14 protein-coding genes and 1 riboswitch are annotated in these 15,899 nt (G+C 33.7%); of the genes, 13 read left to right on the forward strand and 1 reads right to left on the reverse strand.

Features of this window, described 5'->3' with window-relative positions:
- Positions 1–257 precede the first annotated feature (257 nt).
- A riboswitch (cyclic di-GMP riboswitch) is annotated at positions 258–339 on the forward strand.
- A gap of 91 nt (positions 340–430) precedes the next feature.
- The 8 genes from BMX60_RS09085 to BMX60_RS09120 all read left to right on the forward strand — a co-directional run bounded on the left by BMX60_RS09085 (position 431) and on the right by BMX60_RS09120 (position 8,206).
- Positions 431–2,419: a methyl-accepting chemotaxis protein gene (locus BMX60_RS09085; protein ID WP_091351168.1), complete on the forward strand. Its 1,989-nt coding sequence runs from the start codon at positions 431–433 to the stop codon at positions 2,417–2,419.
- Positions 2,420–2,540: 121 nt separating this feature from the next.
- Complete coding sequence (locus BMX60_RS09090) at positions 2,541–3,074, forward strand: hypothetical protein (RefSeq protein ID WP_091351169.1); 534 nt, start codon at positions 2,541–2,543, stop codon at positions 3,072–3,074.
- 72 nt (positions 3,075–3,146) lie between these two features.
- Entirely contained in the window at positions 3,147–3,365 is a 219-nt protein-coding gene (locus BMX60_RS09095) for a hypothetical protein (RefSeq protein WP_091351170.1), read from the forward strand.
- Positions 3,366–3,421: 56 nt separating this feature from the next.
- Positions 3,422–3,712, forward strand: a complete 291-nt coding sequence (locus BMX60_RS09100) for a hypothetical protein (protein WP_143055919.1) — start codon at positions 3,422–3,424, stop codon at positions 3,710–3,712.
- 108 nt (positions 3,713–3,820) lie between these two features.
- Complete coding sequence (locus BMX60_RS09105; protein WP_091351172.1) at positions 3,821–4,471, forward strand: amidase domain-containing protein; 651 nt, start codon at positions 3,821–3,823, stop codon at positions 4,469–4,471.
- A gap of 55 nt (positions 4,472–4,526) precedes the next feature.
- On the forward strand, positions 4,527–5,093 hold the full coding sequence (locus BMX60_RS09110) for a hypothetical protein (RefSeq protein WP_091351173.1): 567 nt from the start codon (positions 4,527–4,529) through the stop codon (positions 5,091–5,093).
- A gap of 18 nt (positions 5,094–5,111) precedes the next feature.
- On the forward strand, positions 5,112–5,771 hold the full coding sequence (locus BMX60_RS09115; protein ID WP_091351174.1) for an ABC transporter ATP-binding protein: 660 nt from the start codon (positions 5,112–5,114) through the stop codon (positions 5,769–5,771).
- Positions 5,768–8,206 carry an ABC transporter permease gene (locus tag BMX60_RS09120; RefSeq protein ID WP_091351175.1) on the forward strand — a complete coding sequence of 813 codons (2,439 nt, stop codon included), beginning with the start codon at positions 5,768–5,770 and terminating at the stop codon, positions 8,204–8,206. Before BMX60_RS09115 ends, BMX60_RS09120 begins: the two co-directional genes overlap by 4 nt.
- A 46-nt stretch (positions 8,207–8,252) precedes the next feature.
- Here the strand turns inward: BMX60_RS09120 and BMX60_RS09125 are convergent, their stop codons facing one another.
- On the reverse strand, positions 8,253–9,320 hold the full coding sequence (locus BMX60_RS09125; RefSeq protein WP_091351176.1) for a polysaccharide deacetylase family protein: 1,068 nt from the start codon (positions 9,318–9,320) through the stop codon (positions 8,253–8,255).
- Positions 9,321–9,487: 167 nt separating this feature from the next.
- Between BMX60_RS09125 and BMX60_RS09130 the strand changes: the two genes are divergently transcribed.
- The 5 genes from BMX60_RS09130 to selD all read left to right on the forward strand — a co-directional run.
- Positions 9,488–10,705 (forward strand): DUF401 family protein, encoded by a 1,218-nt coding sequence (locus tag BMX60_RS09130; protein WP_091351177.1) that lies wholly within the window; start codon positions 9,488–9,490, stop codon positions 10,703–10,705.
- A gap of 24 nt (positions 10,706–10,729) precedes the next feature.
- Positions 10,730–12,094, forward strand: coding sequence for an L-seryl-tRNA(Sec) selenium transferase (gene selA / locus BMX60_RS09135; RefSeq protein WP_091351178.1), 1,365 nt, complete (start codon positions 10,730–10,732; stop codon positions 12,092–12,094).
- Between the two features lie 13 nt (positions 12,095–12,107).
- A complete protein-coding gene (gene selB, locus BMX60_RS09140; RefSeq protein WP_091351179.1) occupies positions 12,108–14,009 on the forward strand; it encodes a selenocysteine-specific translation elongation factor in 1,902 nt (633 codons plus the stop codon).
- Positions 14,010–14,891, forward strand: coding sequence for a selenium metabolism-associated LysR family transcriptional regulator (locus BMX60_RS09145; RefSeq protein ID WP_091351180.1), 882 nt, complete (start codon positions 14,010–14,012; stop codon positions 14,889–14,891). It begins immediately after the preceding gene.
- A 4-nt stretch (positions 14,892–14,895) separates the two neighbouring features.
- On the forward strand, positions 14,896–15,899 hold a 1,004-nt coding region (selD, locus tag BMX60_RS09150), incomplete at its 3' end, for a selenide, water dikinase SelD (protein ID WP_423230159.1).

Below are 15,899 nucleotides of genomic sequence, written 5' to 3' on the forward strand. Positions count from 1 at the left end.
CCCCTTCTTCCTTTTATCTAATCAGCTCTTAAATCTATCTCCTCAACTTAATCGTATCTTTGTTTAATTACCACAGCTGATGATGACTTTGTCTATAGTTTGTCTTCAGTCTGAGGTGCCTTAGGGCGCCTTTTTATATTGTAGCTTAAATAAAGGGTTTTTGTGGCTAAAAGACTATAGCTAAACTTAATAAAATATGTTATTATATTATCCGTTGTGTCAAAAATAGTCGCTTTTTGTCATTTTCTGTCTAAAAATGGAATATTGGGCAAACCTGTTGAAAGGCAGGGACGCAAAGCTAAAGGGCCTAAGGTAATACTATGGCAGCCAGTTGCATAAATTATTATTTATTAATAATGTAACCCTATGCACTGTCTGTAGGGTTTTTTATTTTTTTAAAAATTAAAATGTAAAATTTGGAGGGTTTAAAATGAACAGTATAAAAACTAAAATCATTGCCAGTTCAACAATTCTATTAATTCTATCTTTTATAATTTTAGGGTATTTTACAATAAAATCATCTCAAAATGCTTTAGTAGAGGAAGTGGAAAAGTCTTTAGTTGCCCTAGTAGATGAAGCTGCTAAATTAGTAGAAAGTCGTATAGAAACTTCACAACAGATATTGTTAACTATTGCTGAAATAGAAGAAGTGAAAACAATGGATTGGGATACACAACTTCCAGTACTTCAACATTATGTTGAAGTTACCGAATTTCTTACTTTAGTAATAGTCCATCCCGATGGAACAGCTTATTATTCCGATGGTGCCGTTGCAAATTTAGGTCATCGTGACTATGTACAAAGGGCTTTTAGGGGAGAAACTTCTGTGTCAGATGTTCTTTTAGACACAGTAACTGGAGAACCAGTAATAGCTTTCGCAGCACCGATAAAAAGGGATGGGGAAGTTGTAGGAGCTTTAGTGGCCCGGGGCGATGGACTAACTTTGAGGAATATAACTCAAGATATAACCTATGGTCAAACTGGGTATGCCTATGTAGTTAATGATGTTGGAACAGTAGTGGCCCATAACGATATAAACAGAGTTTTAAACCAATGGAACCCTATAGAAGATGCTAAGAATAATAAAGAACTTCAATCTGTAGCAGGAATAGTACAAAGAATAATTAATGAAAAATCGGGTATTGGCTATTACAATTTTAATGGAAGATATATATACAATGCATTTACACCGGTAAAAGGGACAAACTGGTTTATATCTGTTGCTGTAGACCGGAATGAAGCCTTAGCAGCTGTACCTACATTACAAATGACAATAATTATAACTGGATTAGTGATTTTAGTCTTTGGAATAGCAGTTAACTACTTCCTTGGTAATACTCTAGCTAAACCAATAATCTCAGCAGTTGAATATGCAAAGGTCTTAGCAAATTTAGACTTGACCAATGAGGTTCCGGAAAAGTATTTAAAACAAAAAGATGAAATTGGAATGTTAGCTAATGCAATTCAAACAATGCAGAAGGTATTTAAAGAAACAATAGGGAATATAAAAGAAAAATCCAACGAAGTTACTGCTAACTCTGAATCATTAGCAGCTGTCTCTGAAGAAATGACATCATCTTCCCAAGAATTGGCATCAACGATGCAACAGGTGGCAGAAGGAGCGACAAATCAGGCCCAAGATTTAGAGGATATAGTTAAATCTTTAGGAGAATTAACGGATAATATAGAACAGGTCTATGGAGAGCTGGATAAAGTAAAAAGAGAAACAGAAAATACTTCAGATAAGGCAAATGTAGGTAAAAGGGAAATGGATGTCTTGATAAAATCAATAGAAGATATAAAAAATGCCTTTGAATTAGTTGTGGCTAAAGTAGAGAGGTTGACTAATTCGGTAAAAGAAATAACTGGTATCACAGAGCTTATTTCAAATATATCAGAACAAACGAACCTCTTAGCTCTAAATGCCGCAATAGAGGCAGCCAGGGCAGGAGAGCATGGTAGAGGATTTGCAGTAGTATCTGAAGAAGTTAGAAAGCTGGCTGAAGAATCAAAACAATCGACGGAAAAAATAGTGACTTTGGTAAATTCTATAACAAAGGATACCGATGAAGTGATAACGACTTCTAAAGAAGTAGAAAAATCTGTAAAGGAACAGGCTTCTTCTGTTGAAAATACTGTGAAAGCCTTTGGTGACATTTTAGAATCAGTAGAAAATATTGCTCCCCTAATGGAAAATACATATCGAGCTATGGAGGAAATTTTAAAGTCAAAGGATGTAGTTATGGAAAAAGCGGAGCAGGTAAGTGCAGTAACAGAGGAGAGTTCTGCAGCTACAGAAGAAGTAGCGGCATCCTCAGAAGAATTGTCGGCATCAAGTCAAGAAGTAGCAGCAACTGCCCAGAATTTAAGTCAGATAGCTGCAGATTTAATGGAAAAGGTAAATCGCTTTAAAGTATAAAGGTGGTAGCTTTATAGCTACTACCTTTTTTGTATGTAGGCAAAGTAAGTTGGATTTAATCGTAAAAATAAAGGAAAATTTAGAATGGACAGAGAATATAATTGATTTGAGGAGGGATTTTATGGGAGCTAAATTTACTTTACAAGAAATTATCTTAGCGGCTTTGACAGTGGCGGGAGTTTTTACTATTTCTTATTTATTATTGCCAATTATGGCGATGTTCCCAGTTTTTATCTATAAACCTTTGCTTTTAACCCCTATTTTTTCAGTATTAGTATTTATGCTTATCAACAATATACCTAAGGTTGGAATACTAATAATTTTTTCTACTATACTTTCCGGAATTTTGTTCCTTTTATCTCCTATTATGTTTTTTATTCCCTTAACTGCAGGGATTTTAGTTGAATTGCTAATCTGGATAGTTTTTAGAGGTTATAAAAATATTAAAGAAAAAATTGTCGCTGCTTCTTTATACCCTGCCCTACAAATTCCCGTTGCTTTAATTTTTGCTATTTTACTTGGTGGAGGGGAGTATAGAAAGGTCTTAGCAAATCTATGGTTAGTAGGTGTATTTACCCTTTTAAGTTTTTTCTTTGGGGCCTTTATTTTACTTAGTTTTAAAAGGTTATTAAACAAAAAGTTTATAAAAATTTAATATATAAAAATATTGACAAGTATTTTATTTAAATTTTAAAATTATTTAAATAAATATTACGGGGTGAGAGGGTTGAAAAAGAAAATATTGTTGGTTATATCAATAATACTGCTGAGTATATTTGGAGTAGGCATTTATACACAATTATTGTATCCAATAAAAATAGAAAAGGTAGTTGTGTTATATGATCCTCCCTATGAAGAAGAGCTAGATAATATTATAAAGAAAGGATTAATTCTATCACCAGATGATATATTTATTTCTCAAAAAAATTTTCTTCTGATAGAATAGAAGATTATACATGGTTGGTATTTTTCCCTGAAGTTAAGAGTAGAAGTATTATACCAGTGGATTCTGTATTATTTTTCCCAAATAAGATAGATAAAAGTATTAAAGAAGATGTGATATACTTTGGCAACACTTTTACAATTGATAGGATAAGGCCCTTTCAGAAAAGTAGCCTTTTTTACTGTGTTTTATACTACTCCCAAGGCAAGGTATCAGAGGAGGAAATAAAGGAGATAGTAGAAAAAGTTGATGTAAATATTTACTTACAAAGGAGATGGCTAGGAACAAGGAAAATAAGGTTTAAAATACCAATGGATAGGTTAGTGATTGAAGAGAGGATTAGAGAGTAGAGAACTAAATATTATTTATAAATATTTTTTTCTGAATTATTGACAAATTATATATATATATATATATAATTTGTCTAAGGGGGAGATATAAAGAAGGGAGAAGGAGAAATGAAAAAAAGAATAGTAATAAGTATTTTTGTTTTAATCTTACTTATAACTAGCAGTACAGCACTAGCATATCAACCGTATAATGGAGCCTATGCTGCCCAATATGCCCTTAACCATTATAATAATCCAAATCCTAATTTCAATGAGTGGAGTGCTGATTGTACTAATTTTGCATCTCAGGCTGTATGGGCAGGAGGATTTCAAATGGTTTATCCCAATTCCCCGTTAAGAATTGGGGTTATGGATACCAGTAACCATTGGTTTAGTAGAAAAATAAGGGAAGAAAGGGGAGTTTGGCCATTAAGATGGACGGTTGAGGGTTGGGCAGAAAGTAGTACTTGGATAAGGGTAGAAAGAAATCGAGGATTTTACCCTTACTGGAAAGGGATTTTAGGACCTAATGTAATAGAAACTTCAAATTGGCGAACATTATTATCCCATGCTAAACCTGGAGATATAATTCAATTAAGAAGAAGTGGAGAACAACATAGATCTCATTCAATTGTTGTGACACAAGTAACTAATGATAATATATATATAGCACAAAGATCTGCAAATAGAAAAGGTGATGTAAAAGATATTAGTGAGAGGTATTCGCATTTTACACTATTTAAATTTAATAGTATTCCTGTAAATTTCCCATTAGAATAAAATAATTAACAATTATATCTCCCCTTGTGAATAAAATTACTAAGAGGTGAGAGGGTTGAAAAAGAAAATATTGTTGGTTATATCAATAATACTGCTGAGTATATTTGGAGTGGCCATTTATACACAATTATTGTATCCAATAAAAATAGAAAAGGTAGTTGTGTTATATAATCCCCCCTATGAAGAACAACTAGATAATATTATAAAGAAAGGGTTAACTCTATCAACAGATGATATATTTATTTCTCAAAAAAATTTTTCTTCTGATAGAATAGAAGATTATACATGGTTAGTATTCTTCCCTGAAGTTAAGAGTAGAAGTATTATACCAGTGGATTCTGTATTATTTTTCCCAAATAAGATAGATAAAAGTATTAAGGAAGATGTGATATACTTTGGAAACACTTTTACAATTGATAGGATAAGGCCCTTCCAGAAAAGTAGTCTTTTTTATCGTGTTTTATACTACTCCCAAGGCAAGTTATCAGAGGAGGAAATAAAGGAGATAGTAGAAAAAGTTGATGTAGATATTTACTTACAAAGGAGATGGCTAGGAACAAGGAAATTAAGGTTTAAAATACCAATGGATAGGTTAGTGATTGAAGAGAGGATTAGAGAGTAGGAAGGGGGATAAAGGGAAATGGGAGAGGCGATATTAGAAACGGTAAACTTATCTAAAAGTTATGACAATATATATAAAGCTAATAATAATATTAACATTAAAATAAAGATAGGGGAAATAGTAGCAATTGTAGGACCTAGTGGTTCGGGGAAAACGACATTATTAAATTTAATTAGTGGTTTAGAAAAACCAAGTGAGGGAGATGTGATATATAAAGGGAAAAAGATAAACAAATTATCTGATAAAGCCCTTTCTAAAATCCGGTTAAAGGAATTTGGTTTTGTTTATCAGTTTTTTAATTTAATTCCAACATTAACAGCAATGGATAATATAACCTTACCACTAATTTTAAACAAAGTTGATGTCGATAAAAAATTTTTAAATACAATCTTGGAGATCTTAGGATTAACAGGGAAAGAACATCACCTGCCAAGTCAACTTTCCGGTGGTGAGCAACAAAGGGTAGCGGTAGCTAGAGCCCTTATACATAAACCCCAAATTATTTTTGCAGATGAGCCGACCGGTAATTTAGACTCTCAAAATAGTTTTAATGTACTAAAGTTAATGAAAGATTGTGTCAAGGAATTTAATCAAACTCTGATTTACGTTACCCATAATCAAGAATTAGCAGAAATGGCAGGAAGGAAAATATCATTATTGGATGGGATAGTAGTATGAAGGGGTATATAAAAATCTGTAAAAGTTTTCTAAAGGGTAATTTAAAGTATTTTTTTTCTCTTTTACTAATTACTGCCTTGGCCAGTGGTTTGCTGAGTTTTTTTATTATGGGAACAGAAAATCAGCGGGAGCTTGATCTTGAAAGTACTAAAAGAATTTATGGCCGTTATCACATAGAGGTACGGGGAAGTAACCCTAAAATTTTAGAAGAAATACATGAAAGAAGTAGTATTAAAAGAGCTTCGGTTTATCAAAGGGAAGTTATAAGATTGGGGCAAAGGTATGTTAATATAATTTATACTGAGCCAGATTACTTTTTACTATCCCCTAAAAAAATTATCAGTGGTAGTTTTCCAGATAAAGAAAATGAAATTATGATTCAAAGGGAACTCCTTTACTTACATTTTGGTATCGATGATGTAGATAAAGCTATAGGAGAGAAAGTTGAGATTAATTCACAGGAATATAGGATTTCAGGGATATATGTAGATAACCAACAACCTTTAAGTATCAGGGGAGAATATAGCTTAATATTACCCTTAACCACTTTGCCGGAAGAATTTAATATTTTAATAGAGTTTAAAGATAGTGAAAGTATATACGGAGAAGCTACAGACATATATGACAAGTACAGAAAAGAGTATCGGATTACAATAGGGGAGAACTTTGAATTACTGACTAAACTAGGTTATGGAGAGCTGGGAGAAAAATTAGAGCAGGATGCTAGGAAAAGCACATTGTTTTATCTAGTTGTATTAATAAATGTAACAATTTTTGCCGTTAGTAATGCTTTAAATATTTTTTTACACAAAAATAATAAGAATATAGCTATTTATAGGTTATTAGGATTAAGTGGAATTAAAATCTCCTTTATATTAGCTGGATTTAACAGTTTAATTTTACTTATAGGATTTTTGTTTGGAGTGATATTAGCTTTTATAGCTTCCTTAGTATCATTTTATTATTTGAATATAGATATTTTTAAAAACTTAATATTTCCTTTAAGAGATATAGTTATTTATAATCTTATCGCCTACATTATTATCTATTTCACAGGATTTCTAACAATATATAAAATATGTAGGTTAACACCAATACAACTTTTTAAAATTTCCAACAGTGGTTATTTTAAGTTGTATAAGAAAAAAATTAATAAACCTTTCTTAAATCCAGAGAAAAAGTTATTTGCTAACTTCCTTAGATTGTCATATAATAAGTTCCGGTTTAATCTACTAAAACATTTTGCTATCCTCATTTCTATTGCATTGTCTATCTCATTTTTGATTTCTATGTTTGATATACGGCAACTAAGTCTAGAAAATGAGAGATATTTTAAAGAAAAGGCTGATTTTCTTATAGAAGTAGATTTCATTTTAACGGAAGAAATAGAAAGGATGTTAAAATCTATAGAAGCAATTGAAGAAGCTCAGCTTATTGAAATTAGAGAAAGATATGGAACTATTACTATACCTAAAGAGCATTTAAATAGAAAGTTCGTAAACCACTTAAAAATGGAGAATACCTATGTTTTAGCATTTGACAATGTTTATACGGATACTGTGGACTTACATCTTACCCTCATAGGCTATAACAGGGAAGAACAAAATATTTTAGGTATAGAACCACAACTAGAGGGCAATGTAGGATTAATATACAACAAACTTTTATCAGAGTTTAATATAGAAAAACAATTAGATATCCTTGGGGAAGGGATAATAACTTATTTAGAGATTGATATGTCATCAGAATTAAACTTTACTGAAAAAAGAGAAAAAATTAAGCTAGTAGGAGAAATAGATAACATTATTTATCCCGTTGCCTATGCTAGGAATTCACTAGTAATAGTAGTTGATAAAGATTTTTTCGACAAACTATACCCTAATTATAAAAGTAGTAAATATGTGGTAAATTTAACGGATAAAAGCCCTGAAACCTATGAAAAGGTTCGCAAGCAAATAGTGGGATTACATGGATTAACAGTAATTGATTATCAAGAGTTAAATGCTGAACTAAGGGAACTGAGAAGATTGAGTCTGCTTATATTTGGAACTTTGGTAGTTTTTTTATTTGGGGTAACCTGTTTTAACCTTTACTCTATGTTTAATATGAGGATAATAATAAACTACCATGAGTATAAAACTTTTATTTTATTAGGATTAAACAGAGGTTTTATAGCTTTCCTTAACTTTTTGGAAGCCCTTTACGGACTTTTATTTGCCATTCCTATTGCGGGAATACTTACATTTATAATGACTAAGTTTTATTACAACATTTTGGTAAACTCTCTGTTGTTTTACAGACCTTATAAATACCCTATAAACCATTTCCTTTCTGTAGTAATTTTAATAGTGCTAATTTACTTACTGATTTCTCTATTAGCAACAAAAGAAATCAAAAAACTAGATATAAATCCAAGGCAAATAGATGTTGTATAGTAAAAGACCAGGGGATTCCCTGGTCTAAGTTTGTTTATTGGCTGTCTTAATATGTGCGGATTTTTTTTTCTGGAAAATTGGAAAGGTCTACTTCATCTAGAAGTTTTTCAGGGAAGGTGACATAGCGGGGGTCCCCATCACTGATATAACGAAGATGGGGGTTTCTTTCAAAATAGTCTAGCCAATAGTAAAGATAACCGTATTCAAAGGGATCTTCTCCTCTAATTCTAGGTATTCTTAAGGGATTAAAATCCTTATGAAAGGGGGAATGGCTAGGATGGGATCCTACAAGTAAAATTCCTTTATGGTGATATTCCGTTCCTTCATACTGACCTTTGATAGCATAAGGGTATAACTCTTCTTTGGGATGGGCACCAAAGGGTAGAGCTAATGTATCGATTTGATAATCAGGCAAATAAGACTGGATTTCTTTAACTAATCCGCCCATCTGCCTTTGCATTTCTTCAGGAGAAGTAATAGTGCTTAAATTAGGATGGGTTAAAGTATGGTTTCCAATATCCATACCAAACCTTACAAGTTCCTCAAGTTTTCTTTTAGTATGTTCTGGCTGCCGAAATGGGTTTGAATTGACAAAAAAAGTAGCAGCAGTTCCTAAACCGGGATTTTTTTCATTCATTTCTAATAATATTCCTACAGCGGAATCGGGATCTATTACCCATTCTCCATCCTTTTCAATATATCTAAATTGACCTTCTGTACCATCATCAAAGGTGATTACAACGGGGCTATAGCCAGCAGGTACCGAGATTTCCCCCCTTAATACATCCCGTAAAGAGACTAACCGGTATCCATTATCATACAATGTTTGCAAATCCCTTCTGAAATTATCAGGGGTACGAATCCATTCCCTCTCCTCAGGCCCAATTTGATGGTACATCAGAACCATAATCCTTCCTAATTCATTTGGTCTTATTTTTTGGAAGTCTATCTCTTCATCGATTAACTCTTCTTCATTTTCGGTATCTGTTTCTTTATCAACTTGGTCTTGAGGTATTCCATCATCATTCACCCCTTTAGTATTTGAAGGTGTTGTAGTACAAGCAGATAACAAGATAAAAACTGAAAAGATTACTATAAATATTTTCTTAAACATTTCCCTCTCCCTTTCCCTAGATAGATCTTAAAATAATTATAACATTAAACCGGTGTTTTTTCATCGGCTTTCTTTTCCAACGAAAATTTTTTATTAGAATTGTTTATACTTTTCCATATGTTATAATATAGAGGTAGGACTAAATAAAAAGTTGGGAGAGATAATAATTGGACATTCTTGGAGTATTTTTAGGCTTACTTTTAATTATAATTTTAGTTCGTAAAAATTTAAATGTAGGATGGGCGATGGTTATCGCTGCCTTAGTTATAAGTGTCTTTGCAGGAATGACCTTTACAGATACATTACTTGCATTTAAAAAAGCACTGTTTTCAGAGACCTTTAGAAACTTAGCTTTAACCGTTCTCTTTATTTCCCTTTTAGGTTATATAATGAAAAAAACAGGAGCTTTAGATGTAATGATAAATTCCTTGATTTCCCTATTAGGTGGGGGAAAATTGTTAGTTATCACTATACCAAGTATCATAGGGCTGTTAACAGTGCCCGGTGGTGCCATTTTATCAGCCCCCATGGTAGGGGAAAGTGGCGGGAAATTAGGTTTAACGAAAGAACAAATGACAGCAATCAACATCTTTTTTAGGCATATTTGGTTTCCTATTTATCCCCTCTATCCAGCTTTATTAGTAGTTTCTGGTTTGACAGGAATTAGTTCACTTAAAATAATGGTTTTATCCCTTTTGCCGGTATTGATGGCAGTAGCTGTAGCTAGTAAAACGATGTTTAAAGGTGCTATAAAAATAGAGAAAAATGGAGAAGTTGATAAAACAAAGGGGTTAAAAGGATTTATTTATAGTATGTTACCGGTTATAAGTATTCTATTTTTAGCTCTGGTATTAAATGTGTATTTTCCTTTAGCAGTTCTTATAGGGGTAATTATAGCTTTATTGAGTTTCCTAAAGGAAGGGGAAAATTCAATCACTAGAATTAAAACAATGGTACTTCCAGGAATAAATTTTTCTATGGTAATATCGGTTTTGGGTATAATGGTATTTAAAGAGGTGTTGGAAGCTAGTTCTGTTTTATCTAATTTAATGGTCAGGATGATGGAGTTAGGGCTCCCTATTGGCTTTTTAAGTTTTATTTCAGCAATTTGTTCAGGTTTAATTACCGGTTCCAATACGGCGTCTTTAGGGATAACCCTTCCAGTATTTTTACCCCTTTTAGGGGAAAACCCCCTTCCCGTTATTCTCTTAATTTTTATGGCCTCCCTGTTAGGCTATATCCTTTCCCCAGTACATCTTTGTTTGATTTTAACAAAACAACATTTTAATTGTGATTATAAAGGGTTTTACAAACTCTTTATTTGGCCGGTATTTTTTCTGATTCTTACAACGGTAGTTATATCTACTATTTTAATGTTTGCTTAAAAAACTTATGTTGGAGTGATTTAGATGGAAAACCTTTTAAGACAAATTCCCTCTGTAACAAAGTTATTAGAAACAAAAAAGGGAAAAGAGTTAATAGAAATCTTTGGTAGAGAGGAGTTTTTAAGGATTTGTCGGGAAAAATTAGGAGAAATTAGAGAATTTATTTCTAGTCAAGGTAAAGTACCTATGGAAAGTTTAGAGGAAGAAAAAATTTTATTAGAAATAGAAAAGAAGCTGAAGTTAATAAAACGGAAGAGCTTAACTAAGGTAATAAATTGTACAGGGACTATTTTACACACTAACTTAGGTAGGGCCCCTTTAGCAGCAAATGCTTTAGAAAAAATACTAGAAGTAAGTCGAGGGTACAGTAATCTAGAGTTTGACTTAGAAAGAGGGGAAAGGGGCTCTAGAACCTTAGGTATCAGAGAACAACTAGCCCAATTATTAGGTGTAGATGACTGTGTAATAGTTAATAACAATGCCGGAGCGGTTTTGTTGGTACTATCTGCCTTAACAAAGGGCAAAGAAGTAATAATTTCTAGAGGACAGTTGGTAGAAATTGGTGGATCCTTTCGGATACCAGAAATTATGGAACAAAGTGGCAGTATTTTAAAGGAAGTAGGAACGACCAATAAAGTCCATTTAAAGGATTATCAAAGGGCCATCAATGAAAACACCGGAGCTATAATGCGGGTCCATACTAGTAATTACCGAATAGTTGGTTTTACTCAAGATGTGGATCTACAAACCTTAAGTAAACTTGCCCATGAAAACAATTTACCACTAATTGATGACTTAGGGAGTGGTACTTTAATTGATTTGATCCCTTGGGGTATCTACGATGAACCTACTGTTACCCAGTCAATTAAAATGGGTGCAGATGTTGTTACCTTTAGTGGAGATAAGCTACTAGGGGGTCCCCAATGTGGAATTATTGTAGGCAAAAGGGAATACATTGATATTATTAAAAAACATCCAATGATGAGAGCCCTTCGTTGCGATAAATTGGTATTATCTGCTTTAGGGGCTACCTTAGAACTTTATCAAAAAGGGGAAATAGAGAAGATCCCTATCTATGCCTTTTTGCACAGACCTGTAGAAGAATTAAAAGGGATGGCAAAAAGATTAACGGAAAATTTAGCTAAAGAAAAGTTTATAATTAAAGAGGACCATTGTTATGTAGGTGGTGGAGCTTTACCAACCCATGAATTACCTACTGTAGTAATCAAACTAAATTCTCAGATACCTCCCCATGATTTAGCACAATGGTTTAGAAATCTAGAGATACCTGTTATTGGGAGGATACATAAAGGGGAATTTTACCTCGACTTAAAAGGAGTTTTTCCTGAGGACATTCCTTATTTACAAGAGGTTTTAAGTAAATTATAAAGGGGGGATTTTGATGGCCCATGTAATTATAGGTACTTCTGGCCATGTTGATCACGGAAAAACTAGTTTAATAAAAGCCCTTACCGGGGTGGATACCGATAGATTAAAAGAAGAAAAAGAGCGGGGAATTACCATCCAGTTAGGATTTACATATTTCCATTTACCTGATGGCAGCAAAGCTGGAATTGTAGATGTCCCTGGCCATGAAAAGTTTGTTCGGAACATGTTAGCTGGTGTCGGGGGAATGGATATAGTCCTTTTGGTAGTAGCTGCCGATGAAGGGGTAATGCCCCAGACAAAAGAACATTTAAATATTCTAAAGTTATTAGATGTTAAAAAAGGTATAGTGGTTATAACGAAAAAAGATTTAGTAGATGAAGAATTACTAGAACTGGTAAAGGAAGATATTAAAGATCATGTCAAAGGTTCCTTTTTAGAAGGGGCTCCCTTTGTACCGGTTTCTTCGGTAACAGGGGAAGGGATTGATGAACTAAAAGAAGAAATCATTAGATTAACATCAAATGTAGAAGAACGGGAAATTAAAGATTTTTTTCGACTGCCGGTAGATAGGGTTTTTACTTTAAAGGGGTTTGGAACAGTAGTGACAGGAACATTGAAAGATGGAGTTGTTTCAGTTGGGGATTCTTGTATTCTCTACCCCAGCGGTAAAGAAGTAAAGGTAAGGAGTATCCAAGTTCATGGTGAAAAGGTAGAAAAGGCTTACCCTGGTCAGCGAACAGCCATCAATATTACTGGAGTGGAAAAAGAAGAAGTAAGTATGGGAGATCTTTTAACTACCTTTGGATATCTCACACCACAAAATAAAGTTAATTGTGTTTTAAATTTATTGGAAGATGCACCGACATTAAAAAATGGTGAAATGGTAAGGTTTCATTGGGGCACAGAAGAGACTTATGGAAGGGCTGTCCTATTAGATCGGGAAGAGTTGGCACCTGGTGAAAAATGTTATTGTCAAATCCGTCTAAATAGTCCTGTAGTAGTGGCAAGGAATGATCATTTTGTTATCCGGTCGATGTCCCCAGTGGATACAATAGGGGGCGGGGTAGTACTGGAAAGTACTTTAAAGAGGGTTCCTAGGTATAATAATAATGTTTTACAGAAGTTTGAAATTTTGGAAAAGGGAAGTATGGAAGAAAAGATTTTACTGGGGTTAAAGGAACACTCTGCTAAGGGTGTTACTAAAGATGAGTTAGGGGTATTACTACAAATTGATAAAAGGGAAATAGAAGGGGTATTAGATAAATTAATAGAAAAGGATAGGGTGTTGATTTTAGCAGAGGATGGAAAAGAGATTTTAGTAGAATCTTCGATTTATAATTTTATAACAAAGGAAATAGAGGAATTGTTAAAAGATTATCACCAAAAATTTCCTTTAAGGGAAGGGATAAATAAAGAAGAGCTTCGAAGTAAATTAGGGGATCTTTACAGTGTCAAATTATTAAACTCTATTTTAAAGAAAATGGAAAAAGATGGTGTTATCCATACTTCAGACCTTTACATTGGTCACAGAGATTTTAAAATCACCCTATCAGAAAAAGAAGAGCAAAAGATTGGGGAGGTTTTAAAACAAATCGGAGAGCTGACCTTTAAACCACCGACTAAAGAAGAAGTAAGCCTAGATAATAAGCTATTAGAGTATTTAATAGCCCAAGGGAAAGTTATCCCCATCGAAAACTTCCTCTTTCACCCTGAAGTTTTCCATCAAGGGGTAAAAAAAGTTGTTGAGCTTATTAAAGATAACCCTAAAGGTGTTAATATTGGTCAAATAAAAGAAGTATTAGATACCACTAGAAAATACTTAGTTCCCTTTTTAGAGTACTTAGATGGTGAAGGAATTACGAGAAGGATCGGAGAAGTAAGGATTTTAGGGAGCAAGGGAAGGGAGATGGTATAAGTGAATTTAAATCTCCTCAAAACCTTTATAACTGTAGTGGAAGAAGGGAATTTTTCTAAAGCGGCACAAAAACTCCACCTTTCTCAACCAGCTGTTAGTATGCAAATGCAAACTTTAGCTCAAGAATTAGAAATAGATCTTTTCTTAAAAGTAGGGAAAAAAGTTCAGTTAACAGAAGGGGGAGTAATCCTTTACAAAGAAGGTAAAGTCTTATTAGAAAACTGGCAAAATCTATTAACAAATCTGGATAACTTTAAAAATCAATTATCCGGCAAACTAAGAATAGGAGCCAGTACTATTCCTGGCCTTTATTACCTTCCTAAAAGGATTAAAAAATTTAAAGAGCTTTATCCTAAAACAGATTTTATAATCAACATAGATCATTCGGGGAAAATAATTGAAGAACTAGTAGAGGGAGAAATAGATCTAGCTTTTGTAGGGAAAAGGGTAAATAAAGCTGGTATCAGCAGCTGTAAGTGGATGAAAGACAATTTAGTCCTCATAAAACCCAAAGGTTTACCCCTCATTTCTCAAATGACCGTTAAAGATTTACAAAAATACCCTTTGATTATTCGGAAAGAAGGTTCAGCTACAAGGGCGTTGATGGAAGAAAAATTAAAGGAAAAAGGAATAAAATTAGAAGACTTGGATGTAGTTTTAGAACTAGATAGTACCGAAAGTGTTATAGCTTCAGTGGAAGCGGGGATAGGGTTATCCTTTGTTTCTGAAATTGCTGCAGCAAAATATATTCAATTAGGAACTATAGAGATAGTTCCAATAGACCTTGATTTATCTCGGGATTTATTTTATGCCTTTAGAAGTGATAGAATTCACAGCAATTTGTTAGAAAGTTTCCTTTTACACTTAGAGCAAAGGGGGTAGTTTCATGGAGTTTAAATTAACTAGTTTTAGTCCAGCTGCTGGTTGAGGAGCCAAAATAGGTCCGGGTGACCTTGAAGGTATTTTGAAAGACATAACAACCCCTGTAAACAGTAATTTGTTAGTAGGCTATCAAAAGGGGGATGATGGAGCTGTTTTTTTAGTTCCCCAAGGGAAAGCAGTTGTTCAAACACTAGACTTTTTTACACCAATGGTAGATGATCCCTTCATCTTTGGCCAGATAACCGCTGCCAATGCCGTAAGCGATATTTACGCTATGGGAGGGGACCCCCAATTTGCTTTAAATATAGTGGCTTTTCCCATATGTACTTTACCTGTAGATATCCTTAAAGAAATTTTAAAAGGGGGAGCGGAAAAATTAACAGAAGCAGGGGTCAGTATAGTAGGGGGTCATAGTATCGATGATCCTTCCCCTAAATATGGCCTTAGTGTTACTGGATTTGTTGATCCCCAAAGGGTGTGGAAAAATGAAGGTTGTAAAGAAGGACAAGATTTAATACTTACTAAACCCTTAGGTAGCGGAATAATTACTACAGCTATAAAAGGGGAAATGGCGGAAAAAGAAGCTATAGACCATGCTATAAAAGTTATGACAACCCTTAACAAAGGGGCGAAGGAAGTATTAGAAAATTTCCCCGTAACCTGTTGTACAGATATTACCGGATTCGGTTTAGTAGGACATAGTATTGAAATAGCAACTGCATCGGGAGTGGATATTTATTTTGATCATCGACAAATACCGATAATTACCGGAGCAGAGGAATATGCTTCCTATGGGTTAATACCTGCTGGGGCCTATCGGAATAGGGAACATTTTAAAGCTAAGGTAGAAATAGGTAAAAATGTCCCTCAAACTATAGATGATATCATCCATGATCCCCAAACTTCCGGTGGTTTGCTATTTAGTTGTGATCCCCATTTAACCGATACAATTATTGGAGAAATGGAGAAAAAAGGAATTGGGGCTAAGAAAATAGGATGGACAACTAA

It is taken from the genome of Anaerobranca gottschalkii DSM 13577 (assembly GCF_900111575.1).
Lineage (GTDB): Bacteria > Bacillota > Proteinivoracia > Proteinivoracales > Proteinivoracaceae > Anaerobranca > Anaerobranca gottschalkii.

What these genes read in the sequence shown, in the direction of transcription:
- BMX60_RS09115 (WP_091351174.1), top strand. Translation starts at nt 5,112, where the DNA reads ATGGGAGAGGCGATATTAGAAACGGTAAACTTATCTAAAAGTTATGAC.
- selB (WP_091351179.1), top strand. Translation starts at nt 12,108, where the DNA reads ATGGCCCATGTAATTATAGGTACTTCTGGCCATGTTGATCACGGAAAA.
- BMX60_RS09085 (WP_091351168.1), top strand. Translation starts at nt 431, where the DNA reads ATGAACAGTATAAAAACTAAAATCATTGCCAGTTCAACAATTCTATTA.
- BMX60_RS09120 (WP_091351175.1), top strand. Translation starts at nt 5,768, where the DNA reads ATGAAGGGGTATATAAAAATCTGTAAAAGTTTTCTAAAGGGTAATTTA.
- BMX60_RS09090 (WP_091351169.1), top strand. Translation starts at nt 2,541, where the DNA reads ATGGGAGCTAAATTTACTTTACAAGAAATTATCTTAGCGGCTTTGACA.
- BMX60_RS09105 (WP_091351172.1), top strand. Translation starts at nt 3,821, where the DNA reads ATGAAAAAAAGAATAGTAATAAGTATTTTTGTTTTAATCTTACTTATA.
- BMX60_RS09125 (WP_091351176.1), bottom strand. Translation starts at nt 9,320, where the DNA reads ATGTTTAAGAAAATATTTATAGTAATCTTTTCAGTTTTTATCTTGTTA.
- selA (WP_091351178.1), top strand. Translation starts at nt 10,730, where the DNA reads ATGGAAAACCTTTTAAGACAAATTCCCTCTGTAACAAAGTTATTAGAA.